Here is a 21,322-nt window from a genome sequence, read left to right as displayed (position 1 = left end):
GGCGCGGCACACCCGACAGGCCCGGCGCGCCCGACATGTCCATAGGCCCGACACGCCCGGGCTACGCCGCCTCTCTTTCCACGCTGACCGCATTGCGGTCGGCATTGGCCGCGGCAACGCGCGAAGGCTGCAGCCTGCGCATCAGCGCGGCGGGGTCCAGGCACTGGATCAGCGGCAGGCCCGAATCGGCATGCACCAGCTTGCGCACCAGGGCCGTCGCGGTGTCGGCCGCGTTCAGCATGGGCGAATCCACCAGCGCGCTGGCTGGCAGCCGGTGCACGCCCTGCAGCGCGCTGACCAGCAGGCCCACGCGCAGGCCGCCATGCTGGACCACGATGACCTGTGACTGCTCGGTGACCACGCCGGGCTGGCCCTGCAGCAGCGCGGCCAGGTCGAACACCCAGACATAGCCGCTGACGCTGCCCTGGCTGCGCCGTGCCAGCGCGCCCACGCAAAACGGCAGCCTTCCTGCCGCCACGGGCGAGATGGCGCTGGCGGGCAGGGCCTCGCAGACATCGCCCGCGCGCAGGGCCAGCAGGCTGGCGCCCACGTAGAAGCTGGCCAGTTCCACAGGCGCGTCGCCGCTGCCATGCGCGGCGCGCCCGTGCCCGTGCGTGGCGGGCCGGGCACCATCCAGGCGGGTGGCCGACGCCAGGCGCAGCGCGCGGTTGCGCGCATCGGCATGCACGGGGCCCAGCCGCTGCAGGCTCAGGCTGACGAGGCCGGCCAGTGTGTCGTCCGTTGCGCTTTCTTTTGCATCGCGTGCCGCGCCCTGGTCCAGCCGGAACTCGCGGTAGCCGCGCCCGGCGGCCATGCCGACGATGCAGTAGTGGCCTTCGATCTCCTCGATGCTGCTGCGCACCTCGCCATCGGCCAGCGATGCCAGGCCGGCCACGCCTGCGATGCAACTGCCCAGCGGGCGCCCGCCATGGCTGGCAGCGACGATGCGCCCGTCACGCGCCACGTAGAAGGCTTCCATCGGCAGGCGCGGCAGGCCGCTGTCTTCGGGATCGGTGGCTGCGGCCTGCTCTGCCGTTGCTGCCTGCTCTGGCGCTGCGGCCTGCAGCATGGCCTGCAGCTCCCGCCGCGTGTGGAACAGCAGGGCGATGCCGCCGATGACGGGGCCCTGATCGCCGCCGTGTGCATGTCCGTGCGCCTGTTCACTCCCAGGCGATGGCGCGCGCAGCGCGGCATGGTAGACATGGACGGGCAGGCCTCCATCGTCCATCTCCTGCACGTGGTAGGCCTGGGCATCGCGCAGCAGCACGGTGGCCTGCAGGGCCGATGCCTGCACGCGCGTGCCGGGAGCCAGGGGCAGGCCGACCTCGTTCTCATGGCTGCAGGCCAGCACCAGGCCCTGGGCGTCGTACAGCGCAATGCGCGCATAGACGGTGTACAGCGCATTGAGCTGCTCCAGCAGCCGCTGCGCGCTGTCGTGGGCCTGTACCGACAGGGCCAGGCAGCCGCTGTTGTCCTCCAGCACCTTTTGCAGGCCGGGCGTCAGGGCCCACCAGCGGCAGTCGTTGGCACGTTCATAGAGATTGCGCTCCAGCAGGTCCATCAGCAGCCGGTTCAGCGTGCTGTGCTCCTGCAGCCGGGTGGACAGCGCGGTCTCGTGCAGGCCGTGAATGGCGCGTGTGAACACGGCATGGGTCAGGTCGCCGGTCTCGCCCATCTGCTCCAGCACCGCCTGCAGCGGGTCCGGGTGGGCCGTGCCCTGCACGGGGGACTCCGGCGCCTGGCTGGCAGCCAGCACCTGGCCGTTCCAGACCACGCGGCGTATGTCGTCGGCCGCGCGGGCCATGGCGTGCAGCGGCGGGCAAAAGCCACGCGCCTGGGCCATCAGCCCCTCGGCAATGGCCGGCTCCAGCGCCTGCAGGACCTGCGGTCTTTGCTGCGCGGCGAAGGCCAGGTCCAGAGGTGCCATCACCTGGGTCTGCCAGCCCTGCGGCCCCGCGTAGCCCTGGTAGGGCAGGGCGCGCGCCGTGCGCACCAGGTAGGTGCGGCCTGCATGGATCAGCGGCTGCACGGCATCACCATGGTGCATGGGCACGCGGCTGCCGGGGGCTATCCAGTGGGCGTCGCTGCTGGCGATGACCAGTCCGCCCTCGTCCAGCAGCAGTCCCACCTGGGCACGCGGCCCGCCCGAGGCAAAGATGGCCTGCATCTCGGCGGCGAAGTCGAAGCTCAGGCACAGCACGCCGAGCACCGCCATGGTGCGTGGGTGCAGCAGGCGCTGCGCGTAGATCAGGCGGTCAGCGCCCGGCAGCACGCAGCTGGCGCCGAAATGGCTGACATGGCCGGCCTGCTGCAGGGACTGCTGGAACCAGGCCTCGGCACAGGGCGGTGGCGGCTTGCGGCCTGCCTGCGCCTGGGCACGTGCGCAGACCTGGCCCTGCGTGTCCAGCAGCAGGATGTCGTCATACACCGTGTACTTGGCTCGGTAGCTCTGCAGGTGCGCCTGCAAGTGCGCCTGCAGCGGTGCCTGCCATGCGCGCAGACCGCCGGCCGCCATGTCGGGCAGGCCGCAGTCATCGCCATCGCCATCGTCAAGCCGGGCCATGGCCTCGCACAGCACGGTATCGGCGGCGAGAAAGCCGACATCGGCCGTGCGCTCGTACAGGCTTCGCACCAGCAGATCGATGGCATGGGCGGACTGCATGCCCAGCTGGGCCATGGCCTCCTGCGCGGACTGCGCCAGCTGCGACTGCAGCAGGCCTTGCTCCAGCTGCTCCAGTCCCTGGCGCGTGTCGGTGAGCATGGACACCAGGGCCTGCCCCTGCTGCGAGGCCTGCATGCGGGCCGAGGCTTCGATGAGCCGCCACATGAGCCGTATTTCGCGCAGGTCGGCGGCGTTGCGGTTGAGTTCCCTCAGGTGGGGAAGAATCAGGTCGGTTGGCAGGGATGTGGCCATGGAGCGCTCCGCAGTCAGGTTCAGGCTGGGTGAAACCCGCTTTCCCCGATCAGGGAAAAGCCTGATGCAACGAGCAAGAAGGAGGCCAGCTTGTGACTAAATGTGTCTGCAAGGTGACACAGAGATGACAGCCCCCCATCCACAGCCCCACCCGCAGCCCCATCGGCGCCACGCCGGGGCATGGCCTGGCGTCACCGGGGTGCGTCCGGCACTGCCGTGCAGCACGGTGGTGCCGGGCGGCGGTGAATGCGCCTACAGGCTCAGGTCGATGGAGTGCACGCGGTGCGCGTCAAGCAGGCCCGCTGCACGGTCCTCGAAGTAGCGCTCCAGCGTCACGCGCACGGTGCGAAAGGCCAGTTCCTCCCAGGGAATCTCGGCCTCGGCAAAGAGGCGGGCCTCCATGGTCTCCGGGCCTGGATAGAACTGCTCGCTGCGCAGGCGAGCGCGGTAGAACAGGTGGACCTGGCTGACCTTGGGCACGTCAACGATGGAAAACAGCGGCCCCATCTCGATGTCGGCACCGGCTTCCTCATCGGTCTCGCGCTGGGCGCCGCGCGCTGTGGTCTCGGCCAGTTCCATGAAGCCGGCAGGCAGGGTCCACAGGCCCCGGCGCGGCTCGATGTTGCGCTTGCACAGCAGCACGCGGCCGTCATCGGTGACGGGGATGGTGCCGACCACGTTCAGTGGATTCTCGTAGTGGATGGTGTGGCAGTGCGGGCACACGGCGCGTTCGCGCGTGTCGCCATCGTCGGGAATGCGGTAGACCACGGCCGTGCCGCAGGCTCGGCAGAACTTGATGGGGCTGCGAAAAATCATGCCGACACCATGGAAGTGAAAGCGCCGCCAGACGGAAGGCAGGAAGGCTTTCCGTGCGGCGGACTGTGGGTTCAGAAAAACGAAGGCCGGCAGGCCGGGGAGCGCGCTCCCCGCTGCCTTGCCGGCCTGTCGCCAGGCAGACGGATCTCAGGCGATCTTGACGCTCAAGGGGCTCAGGCCATCGATGCGGCCTTCCAGCACGTCACCGCGCACCACGGCGGCCACGCCTTCGGGCGTGCCCGTCATGATCAGGTCGCCGGGCTGCAGTTCCCAGGCGGCCGACAGGTGCTCGATGGTCTCGGCAATGTTCCAGATCAGCTTGCCGATGTCGCTGCGCTGGCGGTCGGTGCCATTGACCTGCAGCGAGATCGTGGCCTTGGCGATGTCGCCGGCCTCGGCTGCCGGGGTGATGGGGCCGATGGGCGCGGCATGTTCGAAGGCCTTGCCGATGCACCAGGGGCGGCCCTGTTTCTTCATGTCGTTCTGAAGGTCGCGGCGCGTCATGTCCAGGCCCACGGCGTAGCCCCAGATGTAGTCCAGCGCGTCGGCGGCCAGGATGTTCTTGCCCGCCTTGCCGATGGCCACGACGAGCTCGATCTCGTGGTGCAGGTTGGAGGTCAGCGTGGGGTAGGGCATGGTGCCCGTGGTGCCGGCCTCGACGGGCACGATGGCGTCGGCAGGCTTGAGGAAGAAGAAGGGCGGCTCGCGGCCGGTGAAGCCCATCTCCTTGGCGTGCTCTTCGTAGTTGCGGCCCACGCAGTAGATGCGGTGCACGGGAAAACGCTCGGGGCGGCCCAGGACGGGTACGCTGGCCACGGCGGGCGGGTTGAAAACGTAGCTCATGTCGGTGTTCCTCTGGCGCCTTGTCTCGTGGGCGCCGTCGCAAGTGTGCCATGCCTGTGGCCCCGCAGCGGGGCAACGCGATGGCCGGATGAGCCGGAACAGACCCCGGGCCGCACGGTATGCTTTGCGGTCTATGAAGCTCCACACCTACTTCCGCTCGTCGGCCTCCTACCGCGTGCGCATTGCGCTGCAGATCAAGGGCCTGGACTATGAATCCGTACCCGTGCACCTGCTGCGCGGCGACCACAGGGCGCCGGCCTATGCCCAGCATGTCGGCGATGCGCTGGTGCCGGCGCTGGAAACCGAGGACGGCCACTGGCTGACCCAGTCCATGGCCATCATCGAATATCTCGATGAGACCCATGCCGAAATACCGCTGCTGCCGCGCGACGCCCTGGGCCGTGCCCATGTGCGCGCGCTGGCCCAGATGGTGGCCTGCGAGATCCATCCGCTCAACAACCTGCGCGTGCTCAAGTACCTGGTGCGCAACCTGGGCGTCTCCGACGAGGCCAAGAGCGGCTGGTACGTGCATTGGGTGCGCTCCGGCCTGGAAGCCTTCGAACGCCAGCTGGACCTGCTGGCCGCCGAGCGCGAGGCCGCAGGCCTGGCGCCTTCGCTGTTTTGCTGGGGCGACACGCCCACGCTGGCCGACTGCTGCCTGGTGCCGCAGATCTTCAACGGCCGCCGCTTCAACGTGAGCCTGGACGGCCTGCCACGCCTGGCGGCCATCGTCGATCGCTGCGAGGCGCTGCCGGCCTTCCAAAAGGCCCATCCCTCGGCCTGCCCCGACGCGGAATGAGCGCGGCCCTGCCTGACTCCATCCCCGGCAACCTCCCCGGCACCATTCCCGCGTCCTGGCTGGTGCCCGAGTGGCCCGCGCCGCCCGGCGTGCACGCGCTGTGCACCTCGCGCGAAGGCGGCGTCAGCACGGCGCCCTGGGGCAGCCTGAACCTGGGCGACCATGTGGGCGATGACCCGCAGGCCGTGCGCACCAACCGCCAGCGGCTGCAGGAGATCGTGCGTGCCCATACGCCCGGCGCCTGCGCAGTGTTCCTGCAGCAGGTGCATGGCGTGGATGTCGTGGCCCTGGATGCAGGCAGCGCGCAGGGCCAGGCCTTCGATGCCTGCGTGACCAGCGCCTCGGGCGTGGTCTGCACCATCATGGTGGCAGACTGCCTGCCCGTGCTGCTGGCCCATCGCAGTGGTGCCGTGGTGGGCGCGGCCCATGCGGGCTGGCGCGGGCTGGCGGGCGGGGTGCTGGAGACGCTGTTCGAGCGCTTTGCCGGCCAGATCCAGACGCCGCCCGGGCAAGCGGCGCAGCAGACCCTGGCCTGGCTCGGACCCTGCATCGGTCCGCGCTCCTTCGAAGTGGGTGCCGAGGTGCGCGCGGCGTTCATCGCGCATGACGCGGCGGCCGGGGCGCATTTCACCGCCGTGCCGCAAGAGGGCGGGGGCGCACCCAAGTACCTGGCCAACCTGGCCGGGCTTGCGCGCCAGCGCCTGGCGGCGCTGGGCATCACCGCCATCTACGGCAATGACGGCGGGGACGCATGGTGCACGGTGCTCAACGGCTCACGGTTCTTTTCGCACCGGCGCGACGCTGCCCGCCTGGGCAGCAGCGGGCGGTTCGCCGCCTGCATCTGGAAGGACTGAGCGCGCCTGCGTCACGGGGCCGCTCTGCGAGGCCTGCTGCTGCGCCAGCCAGGCCTCGCGCTCGGCCAATTCGCGTGCATGGCGTTTTCGCTTGCGCGCGGGCGTGCCCATGATGTAGATCACGATGGACAGCGGCAGCAGTCCATAGAGTGCGAACGTGATCACGGCGCCGAGTATGCTGCCCGTGGGGCTGGCGGCCTCGGCCACTGCCATCATCAGAGTGACATACAGCCAAGCGATAACAACGAGATACATGGTCGAACCAAAAAATCGAGCGGGGCACGGGTTTTCGTGGAGGTCTGTGCCGGGCAAGGCGGGGCTCGCCTGGGTCACAATCAAAACGGATGCCCCGCAAGCCCCAGGCTATTGCATGGCATCCACGAACAAGGATGCAGCATGAATTTTGACCCACTCGCTGGCCTGTCAGGCCAATCCGTCCAGCAATTCTGGAACGAGCAATGGAGCCGCACGCTGCAGACACTGCAGCAGCTGGGGCAACCAGGCCTTCCGGGAACCCAGGGCATGCCAGGCATGCCGGACATGGCCCAGGCCTGGAAAGCGGCCGTCCCCGAACCCGGCGCCCTGCCCGAGAACGCGCTGTCGCTGGACCCCGAAAAGCTGCTGGAGCTGCAGCGCCAGTACCTGGATGGTGCCAAGGCCATGGCCGAACAGGGCGGCGCCCAGGCGCTGCTGGCCAAGGACAAGCGCTTCAATACCGAATCGTGGGCCGGCAATCCGCTGACGGCGGCCACGGCTGCGACCTATCTGCTCAACAGCCGCATGCTCATGGGCCTGGCCGATGCCGTGCAGGCCGATGACAAGACGCGCAACCGCGTGCGCTTCGCCATCGAGCAATGGCTGGCGGCCATGGCGCCCAGCAACTTCCTGGCACTCAATGCCGAGGCCCAGAAGAAAGCCATCGAAACCCAGGGCGAGAGCCTGGCCCAGGGCGTGGCCAACCTGCTGGCCGACATGCGCCAGGGCCATGTGTCCATGACCGACGAAAGCCTGTTCACCGTGGGCAAGAACGTCGCCACCACCGAAGGCGCCGTGGTGTTCGAGAACGAGCTGTTCCAGCTCATCGAATACAAGCCGCTGACGGACAAGGTGCACGAACGGCCCTTCCTCATGGTGCCGCCCTGCATCAACAAGTTCTACATCCTGGACCTGCAGCCCGACAACTCGCTGATCCGCTACGCCGTCAGCCAGGGCCATCGCACCTTCGTGATGAGCTGGCGCAACCCCGACGAAAGCCTGGCGCGCAAGACCTGGGACAACTACATCGAGGACGGCGTGCTCACCGGCATCCGCGTGGCGCGCGAGATCGCAGGAGCCGAGCAGATCAATGTGCTGGGCTTTTGCGTGGGCGGCACCATGCTGTCCACCGCGCTGGCCGTGCTGCAGGCGCGCCATGACCGCGAGCATGGCGCAACTGCCGCTCCGGCGGCCAAGGCGCCTGCGGCCAAACGCGCGGCTGGCAGCCGCAGCGCCGCCCGCACATCCACAGCCCGCGCCACGGCGCCGGCCGGCGTGCCGTTTCCCGTGGCCAGCGTCACGCTGCTGACCACCTTCATCGACTTCAGCGACACCGGCATCCTCGATGTCTTCATCGACGAATCCGTGGTGCGCTTCCGTGAGATGCAGATGGGCGAGGGCGGTCTCATGAAGGGCCAGGACCTGGCGTCCACCTTCAGCTTTCTGCGGCCCAACGACCTGGTCTGGAACTACGTGGTGGGCAACTACCTCAAGGGCGAGACGCCCCCGCCGTTCGACCTGCTGTACTGGAACAGCGACTCCACCAACCTGCCCGGCCCGTACTACGCCTGGTATCTGCGCAACCTCTACCTGGAAAACAAGCTGGCCCAGCCCGGCGCGCTGACCGTCTGCGGCGAGCGCATCGACATGCACCAGCTGCGCCTGCCGGCCTATATCTATGGCTCGCGCGAGGACCACATCGTGCCCGTGGGGGGCTCCTATGCGTCCACCCAGGTGCTGGGCGGCGACAAGCGTTTTGTGATGGGCGCATCGGGCCACATCGCAGGCGTGATCAATCCGCCGGCCAAGAAAAAGCGCAGCTACTGGATGCGCGAAGACGGCCAGTTGCCGCCCACGCTCAAGGAATGGCAGGCCGGCGCCGACGAGTACCCGGGCAGCTGGTGGGCCGACTGGAGCCCCTGGCTGGCCGAGCACGGCGGCAAGCTGGTCGCAGCGCCCAAGCAGTACGGCAAAGGCAGGGAATACACGGCCATCGAGCCGGCCCCGGGCCGCTACGTACTGGTCAAGGCCTGAGGCACAATCGTTTCGATGCTGCAGTGCAATAACGCTGTGGCTTGAATGCAGGGTGCCGCTGCCGCGACTGCGGCAATGTGTGCCCGGGCATCCCTTCAAGAGTCCAAAGAAAGGTCCGTCATCATGGAAGACATCGTCATCGTTTCCGCTGTCCGTACTGCCGTTGGCAAGTTTGGCGGCACCCTTGCCAAGATCCCCGCCACCGAACTGGGCTCCATCGTGATCCGCGAGGCACTGAACCGCGCCAAGGTCGGCACCGACCAGGTCGGTGAAGTCATCATGGGCCAGGTGCTGGCCGCTGGCGCAGGCCAGAACCCCGCACGCCAGGCCATGATGAAGGCCGGCGTCGCCAAGGAAACCCCGGCCCTCACCATCAACGCCGTCTGCGGCTCGGGCCTGAAGGCCGTGATGCTGGCAGCCCAGGCCGTGGCCACGGGCGACAGCGAGATCGTCGTGGCCGGCGGCCAGGAGAACATGAGCCTGTCGCCCCACGTGCTGCCGGGCTCGCGCGACGGCCAGCGCATGGGTGACTGGAAGATGGCCGACACCATGATCGTGGACGGCCTGTGGGACGTCTACAACCAGTACCACATGGGCATCACGGCCGAGAACGTGGCCAAGGAAAAGAGCGTCAGCCGCGAGCAGCAGGATGCCCTGGCCCTGGCCAGCCAGCAAAAGGCCACGGCCGCACAGGACGCAGGCAAGTTCGTGGACGAAATCGTTCCCGTCAGCATTCCCCAGCGCAAGGGCGATCCCGTGGTGTTCGCGGCCGATGAGTACATCAACCGCAAGACCAATGCCGACGCCCTGGCAGGCCTGCGCCCGGCCTTCGACAAGGCCGGCTCGGTGACGGCCGGCAACGCCTCGGGCCTGAACGATGGCGCGGCCGCCGTGGTGGTGATGAGCGCCTCCAAGGCCAAGGCCCTGGGCCTGAAGCCGCTGGCACGCATCGTCTCCTACGCCACCAGCGGCCTGGACCCCGCCACCATGGGCCTGGGCCCGGTGTTCGCCTCGCGCAAGGCGCTGGAGCGTGCGGGCTGGACCGCGCAGGACGTGGACCTGTTCGAGCTGAACGAAGCCTTCGCGGCCCAGGCCTGTGCGGTGAACCAGGAGCTGGGCATCGACCCGGCCAAGGTCAACGTCAACGGCGGCGCCATTGCCATCGGCCACCCCATCGGCGCGTCGGGCGCCCGCATCCTGGTGACCCTGCTGCACGAGATGCAGCGCAGCGGCGCCAAGAAGGGCCTGGCCGGCCTGTGCATCGGCGGCGGCATGGGCGTGGCCATGGCGGTGGAGCGCGTCTGAAAGGCTCCGGGAAAACGTTAGCAAGCTTTCAGGGTAGATCCTAGGCCTGCCTAGGGCCTGCCCGAAGAGAGGCGCAGCGCACGCGCTGCATACTAGCCATACGGGGGTGCCGGACCCAGAGGTTCAGGCACCCTTGGTGATAACCGGAGTCAATGCCCCGGTTGTCGTGGATAGATTGATCTGAAGCAACCATTGATTGACAGGAGAGAAGAATGGCTCAAAAAGTAGCGTATGTCACAGGGGGAATGGGAGGCATCGGAACGGCTATCTGCCAGCGTCTGCACAAGGAAGGCTTCAAGGTCATCGCAGGTTGCGGTCCGTCGCGCGACTTCCAGAAGTGGCTGGACGAGCAAAAGGCGCTGGGATACAACTTCCATGCATCGGTCGGCAATGTGGGCGACTGGGCTTCCACCGTCGAGGCCTTCAGCAAGACCAAGGCCGAGCACGGCAGCATCGATGTGCTGGTCAACAATGCCGGCATCACGCGTGACCGCATGTTCATCAAGATGACGCCGGAGGACTGGCAGGCCGTCATCGAGACCAACCTCAACTCCATGTTCAACGTGACCAAGCAGGTCGTGGGCGACATGGTGGAAAAGGGCTGGGGCCGCATCATCAACATCAGCTCGGTCAATGGTGCCAAGGGCCAGGCCGGGCAGACCAATTACTCGGCCGCCAAGGCGGGCATGCACGGCTTCACCATGGCGCTGGCGCAGGAGATGGCCACCAAGGGCGTGACCGTGAACACCGTGAGCCCCGGCTACATCGGCACCGACATGGTCAAGGCCATCCGTCCCGACGTGTTGGAGAAGATCGTGGGCACCATCCCCGTCAAGCGCCTGGGCGAGCCCAGCGAGATCGCATCGATCATCGCCTGGCTGGCCTCGGAGGAAGGCGGCTATTCCACCGGTGCCGATTTTTCGGTCAACGGTGGCCTGCACATGCATTGAACCTGCAAGGGTTCGCGCTGCAAAGGAGCCTCCGGGCTCCTTTTTTGTTGGGCAGCACCGCTGCAAATGTCTCAGAAATGACAAAACCCGCTGAAGCGGGTTCTGTGGAAGAGGGGGTCTGCACGGAAGGCCGTCAGACCGGTGGTGTCAGAGACTGGGGCACCGTGTGCGCCAGCCAGCGCCTCAGCGCTTGCGATCGCGTTCGTCTTCGGGCCAGATGGACATGATGGCAGTCGTTTGCATGGAAACTTTCTCCTGTATTGCTTTCTTAACGCGGGCCAGATTCAGCTGGTTGACAGGTTTTTAAAAAATTTTCGAAGGAAGTCGAAACTTTTTTGTGACCCGGTTTTCAGGCGTTGCGGGGGCCGCGCTTGCGGTCACGGTCATCCCATGGCCAGACAGCTTGGGCCAGCGCAGCGGCTGCAAAGCGGGTCTGCAGGGCGGTGTGGGAAAAGATGTCGGTCATGTGCAATCACTCCTTTGTTGCGTGTTCAACGCGGGCAAGTGGCTGCAGGTTGACTCAGGGATTGCCCCAGGACGCAAGCAATTGCAAGCCTGGAGGTGCTGATCTGTCAGTTTGGAGACAGATTTCTGGCGCGGTGAGAAAAAATCCGTTTCCTGACAGAGGCTTACTGGCGTGGCGGGCCAATGCCGATGCTGTTACGCCTCGTTGCCCGCAATGCGTGGGCACAGGTCAACCCGGGGCGAAAACGTCCATCAGGCAAAAATCAGGGTCACGGCAGGCGCGTCGTCCACGATGTAGCCGCGGTACATGCCGGCGCTGTTGAAGGGGCAGTGCACGCGTCCCTGGCTGTCCACGGCCACCACGCCGCCCTGGCCACCGATGTGTGTCAGCGTGCCCCGCACTGCAGCGTCGGCTGCGAGTTCCAGGCTTTGCCCCAGGTAGCGCATGCGCGCATGGATGTCGTGCGCGATGGCTGCGCGCAGGAAATGCTCGCCGGTTCCGGTGGCCGCCACGGCGCAGGTGGTGCTGTCGGCGTAGAAACCTGCGCCCACCACGGGCGTGTCGCCCACGCGCCCGGGGCGCTTGTTGGTCAGCCCGCCGGTGGATGCCGCGGCGGCCAGGTTGCCATGCACATCGCGCGCCACGGCGCCGACCGTGCCCATCTTGCCGTTCTCGTTCAGCGGAGCAGGGTGCGCCGCCAGTCCGCTGGCGTCGTGGTCCAGCAGCGCGGTCTGGCCGGATTGCGCCTGCACCCGGCGCAGCTGTGCCAGGCGCTCGGCAGAGTCGAAGTAGCCTGCATCCATGCGCGCCAGCCCGCGTTCATCGGCAAACCGCTGCGCCCCTTCGCCGACCAGGAGCACGCACTGGCCGTCGTCAAGAACATGCCGTGCCAGCGCAATCGGATTGCGCACCTGGCTGACGGAAGCGACTGCGCCTGCCCGCAGGTTGCTGCCGTCCATCAGGCCAGCGTCCATCTCGTGGCGCGCGTCGCGCGTGTAGACGGAGCCGCGCCCGGCATTGAACAGCGGGCAGTCTTCCAGGGACTGGCACGCGGCCTGGACGGCGTCCAGCGCGCTGGCGCCGCGCCGCAGCAGGGCGGCGCCCGCCTCCAGCGCCTGGGCCAGAGCGGCGTGGTAGGGGGCCTCGTCGGCCTGGCCCTGGATGACGGTGCCTGCGCCGCCGTGCACGGCAATGGAAAATTTTCGGGAGTTCTGGGGCATGTTCATTGGAGTGCGTAGCGCGATTCCAGGAAGCGGCCATAGCGGGCGATGCCCAGGCCGATGAGCAGGTAGACGGCACAGACCACCATGTACATCTCCACGAAGTACGCAATCCAGTGGGGGTCGCTCATGGCCATCTTCAGGGAGCCGGTGATGTCGTAGATGTTCACGATCGCCACCAGGGAGGTGTCCTTCACCGCGCCGATGAAGTTGCTCACCGTGGGCGCGATGGTCACGCGCAGTGCCTGCGGCAGGACCACGTGGCGCAGCACCTGCACCCTGGTGAAGCCCATGGCCTGGGCCGCCATGACCTGGCCCTGGGGCACGGCCTGCAGCCCGCCGCGAAACACCTCGGCAAGATAGGCGGCGCTGAAGGCCGCCAGGCAGACGGTGATGCGGACCATGGGGTCCACCCGCCACTGCGTGGGCACCAGCATGGGCAGCACGAAGGCCCCGAAGAACAGCAGCGTGATCAGAGGCACGCCGCGCACCGCTTCGATGAACAACGTGCAGAGCACGCGCAGCAAAGGCAGGCTGGAGCGCCGGCCCGGCGCCAGCAGAATGCCCAGCGGGACACCGGCCAGGCACGCGATCACGGCAAGGAACAGGGTCAGCGGCAGGCCGCCCCACAGATCGCTGGGCACGGGTGCCAGGCCGGCCACACCGCCCGCCATCAGCACGCCAAAGCCGGTCAACCCGGCCAGCAGCATTGCCATGCCGGCGCGGCCGAAGAAGCGCGGCAGTGCCGCCACCCCCACGCTGCCCAGCAGCAGCAGGCTGGCGGCGACGGGGCGCCACTGTTCGGCCGTGGGGTAGCGCCCCAGGAACACCAGACGGTACTTGTCGCGCACCACGCCCCAGCAGGCGCCGGCCGCAGCGCGGCATGTGTCGGGGTTGGCTGCGGTTTCGGCGTCGAGCAGGCCCCAGGCCAGCAGCTTCCAGCCCGCCCACAGTGCGGCCAGCAGCAGCGTGGCGGTGATGAGCCCGGAGAGCGCATCCGGAAACAGGCTGGCGCGCAGGCGCTGCGCCAGCGGAACCCGTGGCGGGGCCACCGGCAGGGCCGGTGCGCGGAGTACGGCACTCATGGGCAGGTCTTTCCCGGCTAGCGTGTGATGAAGGCACTGCGCTGGTTGAAGGCATTCAATGCCAGCGAGGTCAGCAGGTTGATGGCCAGGTAGACCACCGCGATGATGGTCACGCATTCGATGGCCTGGCCGGTCTGGCTCATGGCGGTGTTGGCGACCATCACCACGTCGGGGTAGCCGATGGCCACGGCCAGCGAGGAGTTCTTGATGGTGCTGAGCGCCAGGTTGGTATAGGGGGGAATGATCACCCGCAGGGCCTGCGGCAGCACGACCAGGCGCAGCTGCTGGCCGCGGCGCATGCCCAGGGCCGAGGCGGCATTCCATTGCCCGCGCGGCACGGCCTGCAGACCGGCGCGCACGATTTCCGCGCAATAGGCGGCGGCATACAGGCCCAGGGCTCCCACCAGGGCCAGGAATTCAGGCGTCAGCGCCAGTCCTCCGTCGATGCCGAACATGCTCGGTTGCGGGGAACTCCAGTGCCAGCCCGCCGCGCTGTCGTACACCGGGCCGGGCAGGGCCAGCCCCGCCTTGCTCAGAAAGCCCAGGGGGCCGATGGCCAGAGGGTGGTCCACGTCGGGCAGCAGCGAAGTCAGCGCGAAATACCACAGCAGCACCTGCACCAGCAACGGGATATTTCGCGCCACATCGACATAGAGGCGCACGGCGCCGCGCAGCAGCGGATGCCTTGCCACGGCGGCCACGCCCAGCAGCAGGCCCAGCACGGTGGCCAGCACGAGCGCGGGCACGGCGGCGCGAACCGTGTTGGCCACCCCGGCCGCGACCGCACGCAGGTAGCTGTCGCCGGGCTCGTAGGGCAGCAGCCCTTCGGAGATGGAAAAGCCGGCCGTCTGCTCCAGAAAGCCGAAGCCCCCGGCAATGCCGCGCGCGGCCATGTTGCGGCTGGCGTTGTGCGCCAGCCAGCCCAGCAGCAATATCAGCAACCAGCCGATGGCGAGCTGCAAGGCCAGCCGGCCCCAGCGTGGCCGGGTGGGGGCCGGTGGCTGCCGTGCCCCGGCGTCGATGGCATTCACGGCTTTCGCAGCATCCACAGCGTTCGCGGCGTTCATGGCAGGGTGCCCTCGGCGCGTCAGTTCATCGGCGGCGACATCATCAGGCCGCCCTTGGTGAACAGCGCGTTCTTGCCGCGCGGCACGTTCAGGCCCGACCTGGCGCCCAGGTTGCGCTCATAGCTCTCGCCATAGTTGCCCACGGCCTTGACGATGCGCAGCGCCCATTCCTTGTCCAGCCCCAGCTGCTTGCCCAGGTCGTCGCTCTGGCCCAGGAAACGCTTGACCTGGATGCTGTCGGAGCGTGTCTTGAGCTCGTCGGCATTGGCCTGGGTGATGCCCAGTTCCTCGGCCTCGATCATGGCGTTGAGTGTCCAGCGCACGACGGCGAACCATTCGTCGTCACCGCGGCGCACGGCCGGGCCGGCCGGCTCCTTGGAGATGACTTCGGGCAGGATCACGTAGTCGTCGGGGTTGGCCAGCTCCTTGCCGCGCAGCACGGCCAGGGCGCCGAGGTCGCCTGTATAGGCCTGGCAGCGTCCGCTGCTGAAGGCCTGCAGGGCGGCTTCGGGGTTGTCGAACACCACCGCCTTGTAGTTGAGCTTGTGGGAGCGAAAGTACTCCGACAGGGTCTTTTCCGTGGTGGAACCGCTGATCACGCAGATGGTGGCGCCAGAGAGCTGCTTGACGCTGTTCAGGCCGGGCTTCTTCCTGGCCATGAAGCCCTGGCCGTCGTGGAAATTGACGCCCGCCCACATCAGGCCCAGGCCGTTGTCGCGCGTGAAGGTCCAGGTGGTGTTGCGTGCCAGCAGATCGATCTCGCCGGACTGCAGCGCCGTGATGCGTGTCTGGCCGCTGGTGGGAATGAACTTGACCTTGCTGGCGTCACCCAGGGTGGCTGCAGCCACGGCACGGCACAGATCCACGTCCAGCCCGGACCAGATGCCGCTGCCGTCGGCGAGCGCAAAGCCTGCGCGCCCCGTGTGCACGCCGCAGGTCACGGCGCCGCGCTGCTTGATGCCGTCCAGCGTCTTGCCAGCGTGGGCCGGCGCGGCAGCGAGTGTGAAGAGGGCGGCCATCGATGCAAGCGCAAGGCGCAGACGGGCAGGGGCGTTCATGGTGAATCCTTTCCAGCGGGATGAGGGGCCTGGGGTTGCGGCTTGCTTGCCGCCGGCGAAGCGGTATCGGCGTCCGGAGTCAGGTAGGGAAGCACCGACTCGGACAGTTCGACCAGACTGCGCACGGCCTGGGGCGTGGCGCGGATGACCTGGGTGGCCAGTGCCTCGACCATGGCCATGGCCGCCATTGGCGATGAAGGCAGCAGGGGATGCGAGGCGGGCGCCAGCAGCGTGTAGTCGGCCTCGCGGGCCAGCGGACTCGTGGACTCGTCGGTGATGGCGATGGTCAGGGCGCCCCGCTGGCGTGCGTGCGCCGTCAGCGCGACGGCTTCGCGCGAGTAGCGCGGCAGTGAAATGGCGATCAGCACGTCCTGCTCCGTCAGCCCTGTCATGCGGCGTACCGCCTGTTCCGATCCGCCTGCGGAGGTCACTTCCACCACCTGCGGCAGATAGGGTTGCAGCACGTCGGCGCCAAAGGCCGCCACATGGTGGGAGCTGCCGAACCCCATGAAGAGCACACGGCGTGCGCGGCAGATGCGCTGGGCCAGTTGATCGAGCAGGCCGGGGTCGCAGGCCTGCGCAGCAGCCTGCAGGTTGCGCTGCGTGTGCCCGAAAGCCTGCTCGCCCATGGTGCCCACGGCGCCCGCGGTGCCTGCCGTGGCGGCTTCGGGCCCATGCGCCGCGCGCAGCTTGTTCACGGGCTCCAGGGCCTGCTGCAGCTGGCGGCCCAGGTGCAAGCGCAAATCGGCAAAGCCTTCGTAGCCGGCGTGTTTGGCAAAGCGGTTGACGGCGGCCAGGGAGCCGCCGCAGGCATTGGCCACTTCTTCGGCGCTCAGCGTGACGGCCAGCACCGGATGCGCGGCCATCCAGCGGCCGACCCGGGCGACGGCGGGCGAGCCATCGACGCTGGCGCGCAGCAATTCCTGTACGGCGGGGTGGGGGTGGAGTTCCATGAATGAATGAAAGTGAATGGTCTCTTTCATTCATTATTTTTTAAGAATGAAATCTTTCATTCAGGAGAAACCCTGAATCAAACGATCCATGCGTTCCGCTGGCGCGGGGAACTGCGGGGGCGTGAGGGGAGTGGGGGAAGGGCGGGGCCTCAGGGGCGCACTTGGGCGGAGCCGAAGTGGAGCGCCGTCTTCACGCGGGACGACGCTTGTGGCAGGCGGTCCCATGGGACCGCCTGATTTTCGAGAACGACTGGAATCAGTCGGAAATCGCGGCCGACAGTTGCTCGATCTGCTCGCTCAGTTCCAGCCAGCGCTCTTCCAGGCTGTCGATCTCGTCGTTGCAGGCCTTGAGGCTGCGGCCCGTCTCGGCCATCTCGGCGGGCGAGATGGGCTGGCTCAGCAGGCCTTCGAGCCGCGTGCGCTCGGCCTGCAGCTGGGGCAGGCGCTTGTCCAGCTGTTCCAGTTCCTTCTTGAACGGCCGGGTCTTCTCGGCCATCTGCTGGCGGGCCAGGGCGGCCAGGCGCCGTTGCTCGCGCTGGTCTCCGGCACTGGCGGCCGGCGGCGTGGGCGGGGCAGCGGGGGCCGGGGCCAGCGCAGCAGCCACGGGGGCCTGCACTGCAGGTGCTGCTGCAACTGCTGCGGGCTCCACCTGCGCTGCCGCCTTGCTGGTGGCCGCAGCCGCCTGTTCGGCCTTGCGGGCCTCCTCGCGCAGGCGGCGGGATTCTTCCAGCAGGTAGCGCTGGTAGTCGTCCAGATCGCCGTCGAAGGGGCCGACCACGCCGCGGCCGACCAGCCAGAAGTCCTCGCAGACCGAGCGCAGCAGCGCGCGGTCGTGGCTGACCAGCATGACGGTGCCGTCGAAGTCGTTGATGGCCATGGCCAGGGCCTCGCGCGTGGCCAGGTCCAGGTGGTTGGTGGGCTCGTCCAGCAGCAGCAGGTTGGGGCGCTGCCAGACGATCATGGCCAGCACCAGGCGGGCCTTTTCGCCGCCGCTCATGCTGCCCACGGCCTGCTTGACCATGTCGCCGCTGAAATTGAACGTGCCCAGGTAGCTGCGCAGGTCCTGCTCGCGGGCCTGCGGGCCGGTGGCGCCGGTGTCCCGTGCCAGGCGGATCATGTGCTCCATGGGGTTTTCGCCGGGGCGCAGCACATCCAGTTCCTGCTGGGCGAAGTAGCCGATGTTCAGGCCCTTGCCTTCGGTCACGGTGCCGGCCAGGGCCTTCATCTCGCGCGCAATGGTCTTGACCAGGGTGGACTTGCCCTGGCCGTTGGCGCCCAGGATGCCGATGCGCTGGCCCGCCAGCACCGAGCGGTTGACGCCGCGCAGGATGGTGGTCGCCTGGCCTTCGTCGTCCAGGTAGCCGAATGCGGCGTCCGTGATCGCCAGCATGGGGTTGGGCAGGTTGGCCGGCGGCTTGAACTCGAAGGTGAAATCGGCGCTGGCCAGCATGGGTGCGACCTTTTCCATGCGCTCGATCTGCTTGACGCGGCTTTGCGCCTGCTTGGCCTTGGAGGCCTTGGCCTTGAAGCGGTCGATGAACTTCTGCAGGTGGGCGATCTTGTCCTGCTGGCGCTCGAACGAGGCCTGCTGCAGCAGGATCTGCTGGGCGCGCAGTTCCTCGAACTTGCTGTAGTTGCCGCCATAGCGCGTGACCTGCGCGTTTTCGATGTGCAGCGTGGTGTTGGTGATGGCGTCCAGGAATTCGCGGTCATGGCTGATCACGACCAGAGTGCCGGGGTAGCGCTTGAGCCAGGCTTCCAGCCAGACCAGGGCGTCCAGGTCCAAGTGGTTGGTGGGTTCGTCCAGCAGCAGCAGGTCGGAGGGGCACATCAGCGCGCGCGCCAGCTGCAGGCGCATGCGCCAGCCGCCGGAGAAGCTGTTGACGGGGTGCTCCAGCTCGGAGACCTTGAAGCCCAGGCCCAGGATCAGGGCCTGGGCGCGCGGCACGGCATCGTGGGCGCCGGCATCGGCCAGGTCCACGTGGGCGTGGGCAATGGCCATGCCGTCCTCGCTGGCCTCGGCGGCCGCGAGCTGGGCGTTGAGCTCGCTCAGGCGGGTGTCGCCGTCCAGCACGAACTGGGTGGCCGTCTCCGAGGTCTCGGGCATGTTCTGCGCGACCTGGCCCAGGCGCCATTGCGAAGGGATGGAGAACTCTCCACCGTCCTCGGCCAGGCTGCCGTTGAGCAGGGCGAACAGGCTGGACTTGCCGGCGCCATTGCGTCCGACAAGGCCGACTTTTTCACCGGGGTTGATGGAGACGGAGGTGCTGTCCAGCAGCACGCGGGTGCCGCGGCGCAGGGTAATGTTGCGAAGGCTGATCATGAATGGGCAGGATTATCCCAGCGATTGCGCCAGGGCAGGATTGCCGCCCGCCATGCCCGTGCCCGGCCACGGTGCAAAGCCCTGGTACCAGGCCCTAGATCGGCTGTATGCCCACGCGCTGCATCATGGACTGGGTGAACTGGATCTCGCGCTCGAAGCCCTTGGCATAGGCGTCGGCGCTGGTGATGGCGACCCTGCCGCCTTCCTGCTCCAGCAAGGCGATGACCCTGGGCTGCCTGAGCACTTCCTCCAGCGCCGTGCGCAGCCGCTGGACGATGGCCTCGGGCGTGGCGGCCGGCACGGACACGCCGCCCCAGGACGTGAGGTTGACATTGGGCACGCCCAGCTCGGCCAGGGTCTGCACCTGGGGCAGCTTGGCGTTGCGCTGCGGCCCGGCAATGGCCAGCGGCACCAGCTTGCCCGCCAGCACCTGGGGATAGGCCACGGAAAACAGCGGGGCGCCGAACGCTACCTGCTGGCCCAGCACGGCATTGACCAGCTCGGACGCGCCCTTGTAGGGCACATGGTTGACCTGCAGGCCCATGCTGGAGGCCAGCATTTCCACGCCCAGGTGCGATGGCGTGCCCACGCCGCCCGAGGCATAGTCCAGCGCGCCGGGCCTGGCCTTGGCGCGCGCGGCCAGGTCGTCCAGCGTGCGCATGCCCGAGTCGGCATGCACGACGACCAGGATGTCCGAGCGCGACATGCCCAGCACATGGCGGAAGTCCTTGAACACGTCGTAGCCCGGGCTTTTGTACATGCGCATGGCGGCGGCCATGGGCGAGCCCGAGTACAGCAGGGTGTAGCCGTCCGCCGGCGCCTTGGCCACCTGGCGTGCGCCGATGTTGCCGCCTGCGCCGGCGCGGTTGTCTATCACCACGGGCTGGCCCAGCTGGGCCGACAGCGCCTCGGCCACGATGCGCGCGGCCGTGTCGGGGCTGGTGCCGGCCAGGTAGGGCACCACCCATTTGATGGGGCGCGTGGGCCAGGCGCTGTCGTGTGTGGCGGCTGTGGCGGCTGTGGTGGCCCAGGGCAGGCCTGCGGCAAGCGATGCGGCGCCCGCAGCGCGCAGGAATCGGCGTCGGTCCGGCCTTTGGGATGGATTGTCTTGCATGGCGTTGTCTCCTTGTCTTTTCGCTTTCATGCCGGCCAGCCTCAGGCGCCGGCCCGCTCCAGCAGTTCCTTGGCGATGGTGTTGCGCTGTATCTCGCTGGTGCCCGTGAGCACGCGGTACATGCGCAGCATGCGGAACAGGAATTCCACGCGCCGGCCCTGGACGATGCCTTCGCCGCCATGGATCTGCACGGCGCGGTCGGCGATGCGGAACGCCGTCTCCGAGCAGAACAGCTTGCTCATCGAGGCCTGGGCGCGCGCATCGATGCCGGCGTCGATGGCGCGGGCCGTCTGCACCATCAGTGCGCGCGCGGCCATCCATTCGGTGGCCATGTCGGCCAGCATGTGCTGTATGGATTGGAACTGGGCAATGCTGCGGCCGAATTGCTGGCGCCCCAGCGCATAGTCGCGCGCATCGCGCAGCGCCACCTGGGCCAGCCCCAGCATGGCCGGGCAGTGCAGCAGGCGGTTGACGGTGATGCGGCCCAGCGCCAGGGCCAGGCCCCGGCCCGGCTCGCCAATCAACTGCGCAGCGGGCACACGGCAGCCGTCGAGCACGATGTCCCCCGTGCTGGACTGCCCGGCCATGGTCTTGTAGCCGCTGACCACCTGCACGCCCGGTGCATGCAGGTCCACGAAGAAGGCGCTGATCTCGCGCTGCGGGCTGCCCTCGGGCGCGGTCGAGGCCATGAGCACGGCGAAGTCGGCGAACGGCGAGCCCGAGATGAAGCGCTTGCGGCCGTGGAGCAGGTAGTGGTCGCCTTCGAGCACGGCGCGCGTCTCCAGCGCGCCCGCGTCCGAGCCGGCCGCCGCCTCGGTCAGCGCAAAGCAGATGGATTTCTCGGCGCGCGCCACGGGCAGGATGAACTGCTCCATCTGCAGCGGCGTGGCCTTGCGGATCAGCGCACCTATGCGCGGCGGGCCGCTGAGTTCGCCCAGTACATGGGGCGCGAAGGGCGAGCCCGTGGCGTAGATGGCCTCCTTGACCAGCACCTGGTCGAGCACGGACAGGCCGGCGCCGCCCATGGCCTCGGGCAGGGTCATGCCGTAGAAGCCGCGCGCATGCGACAGCTTCCAGACCTGGCGCAGCAGTTCGGTGGAGGCGCTGTTTTCATGGTCCACGCCATGCGCGCGGGCGAGGTCGGCCAATTCGCCGTGGATGAAGGCGTTGAGCGCGTCGATCAGGCCGGCTGCGCGCTCCGAGCCTTCAAAGGGCATTTCCAGCAGGGCAGCGTTGGCGGCGGGGAGTGTGTCTTTGGCGTTCATT

General features: G+C 67.9%; 17 protein-coding genes. 5 read left to right on the top strand and 12 right to left on the bottom strand.

The window, feature by feature from the left end; all coding sequences use genetic code 11:
• Positions 1-61: 61 nt before the first annotated feature.
• The 3 genes from KDK82_RS10850 to KDK82_RS10840 all read right to left on the bottom strand — a co-directional run bounded on the left by KDK82_RS10850 (position 62) and on the right by KDK82_RS10840 (position 4,573).
• Positions 62-2,914, bottom strand: coding sequence for a chemotaxis protein CheW (locus tag KDK82_RS10850; RefSeq protein ID WP_088164864.1), 2,853 nt, complete (start codon positions 2,912-2,914; stop codon positions 62-64).
• 252 nt (positions 2,915-3,166) lie between these two features.
• Positions 3,167-3,730: an NUDIX hydrolase gene (locus tag KDK82_RS10845; RefSeq protein WP_012205429.1), complete on the bottom strand. Its 564-nt coding sequence runs from the start codon at positions 3,728-3,730 to the stop codon at positions 3,167-3,169.
• A gap of 147 nt (positions 3,731-3,877) precedes the next feature.
• Complete coding sequence (locus KDK82_RS10840) at positions 3,878-4,573, bottom strand: fumarylacetoacetate hydrolase family protein (protein ID WP_088164863.1); 696 nt, start codon at positions 4,571-4,573, stop codon at positions 3,878-3,880.
• 133 nt (positions 4,574-4,706) lie between these two features.
• Between KDK82_RS10840 and maiA the strand changes: the two genes are divergently transcribed.
• Both maiA and pgeF read left to right on the top strand, forming a co-directional pair.
• The gene (gene maiA, locus KDK82_RS10835) at positions 4,707-5,372 is read left to right on the top strand and encodes a maleylacetoacetate isomerase (protein ID WP_013802559.1); all 666 of its coding nucleotides are present in this window, start codon (positions 4,707-4,709) and stop codon (positions 5,370-5,372) included.
• On the top strand, positions 5,369-6,226 hold the full coding sequence (gene pgeF, locus KDK82_RS10830; RefSeq protein ID WP_088164862.1) for a peptidoglycan editing factor PgeF: 858 nt from the start codon (positions 5,369-5,371) through the stop codon (positions 6,224-6,226). The genes maiA and pgeF overlap by 4 nt, the downstream gene beginning before the upstream one ends.
• Here the strand turns inward: pgeF and KDK82_RS10825 are convergent.
• The gene (locus tag KDK82_RS10825; protein WP_088164861.1) at positions 6,146-6,481 is read right to left on the bottom strand and encodes a hypothetical protein; all 336 of its coding nucleotides are present in this window, start codon (positions 6,479-6,481) and stop codon (positions 6,146-6,148) included. The genes pgeF and KDK82_RS10825 overlap by 81 nt on opposite strands.
• Positions 6,482-6,622: 141 nt before the next feature.
• Here KDK82_RS10825 and KDK82_RS10820 point away from each other — a divergent pair, with 141 nt between their 5' ends.
• The 3 genes from KDK82_RS10820 (at position 6,623) to phbB (ending at position 10,770) form a co-directional block, all read left to right on the top strand.
• Complete coding sequence (locus KDK82_RS10820; protein WP_088164860.1) at positions 6,623-8,515, top strand: alpha/beta hydrolase; 1,893 nt, start codon at positions 6,623-6,625, stop codon at positions 8,513-8,515.
• 123 nt (positions 8,516-8,638) lie between these two features.
• A complete protein-coding gene (locus KDK82_RS10815) occupies positions 8,639-9,820 on the top strand; it encodes an acetyl-CoA C-acetyltransferase (protein ID WP_012205435.1) in 1,182 nt (393 codons plus the stop codon).
• A gap of 212 nt (positions 9,821-10,032) precedes the next feature.
• Entirely contained in the window at positions 10,033-10,770 is a 738-nt protein-coding gene (gene phbB / locus KDK82_RS10810; RefSeq protein ID WP_012205436.1) for an acetoacetyl-CoA reductase, read from the top strand.
• A 717-nt stretch (positions 10,771-11,487) separates the two neighbouring features.
• On the opposite strand, the gene KDK82_RS10805 is transcribed toward phbB, so the two are convergent.
• The 8 genes from KDK82_RS10805 to KDK82_RS10770 all read right to left on the bottom strand — a co-directional run bounded on the left by KDK82_RS10805 (position 11,488) and on the right by KDK82_RS10770 (position 21,321).
• Positions 11,488-12,462 carry an isoaspartyl peptidase/L-asparaginase family protein gene (locus KDK82_RS10805; RefSeq protein ID WP_088164859.1) on the bottom strand — a complete coding sequence of 325 codons (975 nt, stop codon included), beginning with the start codon at positions 12,460-12,462 and terminating at the stop codon, positions 11,488-11,490.
• Positions 12,459-13,541, bottom strand: a complete 1,083-nt coding sequence (locus KDK82_RS10800) for an amino acid ABC transporter permease (protein WP_088164858.1) — start codon at positions 13,539-13,541, stop codon at positions 12,459-12,461. The genes KDK82_RS10805 and KDK82_RS10800 overlap by 4 nt, the downstream gene beginning before the upstream one ends.
• 17 nt (positions 13,542-13,558) lie before the next feature.
• Positions 13,559-14,608: an amino acid ABC transporter permease gene (locus KDK82_RS10795; protein WP_088164857.1), complete on the bottom strand. Its 1,050-nt coding sequence runs from the start codon at positions 14,606-14,608 to the stop codon at positions 13,559-13,561.
• A 20-nt stretch (positions 14,609-14,628) separates the two neighbouring features.
• Complete coding sequence (locus KDK82_RS10790) at positions 14,629-15,666, bottom strand: amino acid ABC transporter substrate-binding protein (protein WP_088164856.1); 1,038 nt, start codon at positions 15,664-15,666, stop codon at positions 14,629-14,631.
• Entirely contained in the window at positions 15,663-16,619 is a 957-nt protein-coding gene (locus tag KDK82_RS10785) for a MurR/RpiR family transcriptional regulator (protein ID WP_256974451.1), read from the bottom strand. The genes KDK82_RS10790 and KDK82_RS10785 overlap by 4 nt, the downstream gene beginning before the upstream one ends.
• Before the next feature lie 256 nt (positions 16,620-16,875).
• Positions 16,876-18,942 (bottom strand): ABC-F family ATP-binding cassette domain-containing protein, encoded by a 2,067-nt coding sequence (locus tag KDK82_RS10780; protein WP_088164854.1) that lies wholly within the window; start codon positions 18,940-18,942, stop codon positions 16,876-16,878.
• Between the two features lie 94 nt (positions 18,943-19,036).
• On the bottom strand, positions 19,037-20,056 hold the full coding sequence (locus KDK82_RS10775; RefSeq protein WP_088164853.1) for a tripartite tricarboxylate transporter substrate binding protein: 1,020 nt from the start codon (positions 20,054-20,056) through the stop codon (positions 19,037-19,039).
• Between the two features lie 41 nt (positions 20,057-20,097).
• Positions 20,098-21,321, bottom strand: a complete 1,224-nt coding sequence (locus KDK82_RS10770; protein WP_088164852.1) for an acyl-CoA dehydrogenase family protein — start codon at positions 21,319-21,321, stop codon at positions 20,098-20,100.
• Between the last annotated feature and the right edge of the window lies 1 nt (position 21,322).

Source organism: Delftia sp. K82 (assembly GCF_002193035.1).
GTDB classification, from domain to species: Bacteria; Pseudomonadota; Gammaproteobacteria; order Burkholderiales; family Burkholderiaceae_C; genus Comamonas; species Comamonas acidovorans.
Note: the sequence above shows the minus strand (reverse complement) of the source record. Positions and strands in the feature narration are given on the sequence as shown.

What these genes read in the sequence shown, in the direction of transcription:
- KDK82_RS10850 (WP_088164864.1), bottom strand. Translation starts at nt 2,914, where the DNA reads ATGGCCACATCCCTGCCAACCGACCTGATTCTTCCCCACCTGAGGGAA.
- KDK82_RS10845 (WP_012205429.1), bottom strand. Translation starts at nt 3,730, where the DNA reads ATGATTTTTCGCAGCCCCATCAAGTTCTGCCGAGCCTGCGGCACGGCC.
- KDK82_RS10840 (WP_088164863.1), bottom strand. Translation starts at nt 4,573, where the DNA reads ATGAGCTACGTTTTCAACCCGCCCGCCGTGGCCAGCGTACCCGTCCTG.
- maiA (WP_013802559.1), top strand. Translation starts at nt 4,707, where the DNA reads ATGAAGCTCCACACCTACTTCCGCTCGTCGGCCTCCTACCGCGTGCGC.
- pgeF (WP_088164862.1), top strand. Translation starts at nt 5,369, where the DNA reads ATGAGCGCGGCCCTGCCTGACTCCATCCCCGGCAACCTCCCCGGCACC.
- KDK82_RS10825 (WP_088164861.1), bottom strand. Translation starts at nt 6,481, where the DNA reads ATGTATCTCGTTGTTATCGCTTGGCTGTATGTCACTCTGATGATGGCA.
- KDK82_RS10820 (WP_088164860.1), top strand. Translation starts at nt 6,623, where the DNA reads ATGAATTTTGACCCACTCGCTGGCCTGTCAGGCCAATCCGTCCAGCAA.
- KDK82_RS10815 (WP_012205435.1), top strand. Translation starts at nt 8,639, where the DNA reads ATGGAAGACATCGTCATCGTTTCCGCTGTCCGTACTGCCGTTGGCAAG.
- phbB (WP_012205436.1), top strand. Translation starts at nt 10,033, where the DNA reads ATGGCTCAAAAAGTAGCGTATGTCACAGGGGGAATGGGAGGCATCGGA.
- KDK82_RS10805 (WP_088164859.1), bottom strand. Translation starts at nt 12,462, where the DNA reads ATGAACATGCCCCAGAACTCCCGAAAATTTTCCATTGCCGTGCACGGC.
- KDK82_RS10800 (WP_088164858.1), bottom strand. Translation starts at nt 13,541, where the DNA reads ATGAGTGCCGTACTCCGCGCACCGGCCCTGCCGGTGGCCCCGCCACGG.
- KDK82_RS10795 (WP_088164857.1), bottom strand. Translation starts at nt 14,608, where the DNA reads ATGAACGCCGCGAACGCTGTGGATGCTGCGAAAGCCGTGAATGCCATC.
- KDK82_RS10790 (WP_088164856.1), bottom strand. Translation starts at nt 15,666, where the DNA reads ATGAACGCCCCTGCCCGTCTGCGCCTTGCGCTTGCATCGATGGCCGCC.
- KDK82_RS10785 (WP_256974451.1), bottom strand. Translation starts at nt 16,619, where the DNA reads ATGGAACTCCACCCCCACCCCGCCGTACAGGAATTGCTGCGCGCCAGC.
- KDK82_RS10780 (WP_088164854.1), bottom strand. Translation starts at nt 18,942, where the DNA reads ATGATCAGCCTTCGCAACATTACCCTGCGCCGCGGCACCCGCGTGCTG.
- KDK82_RS10775 (WP_088164853.1), bottom strand. Translation starts at nt 20,056, where the DNA reads ATGCAAGACAATCCATCCCAAAGGCCGGACCGACGCCGATTCCTGCGC.
- KDK82_RS10770 (WP_088164852.1), bottom strand. Translation starts at nt 21,321, where the DNA reads ATGAACGCCAAAGACACACTCCCCGCCGCCAACGCTGCCCTGCTGGAA.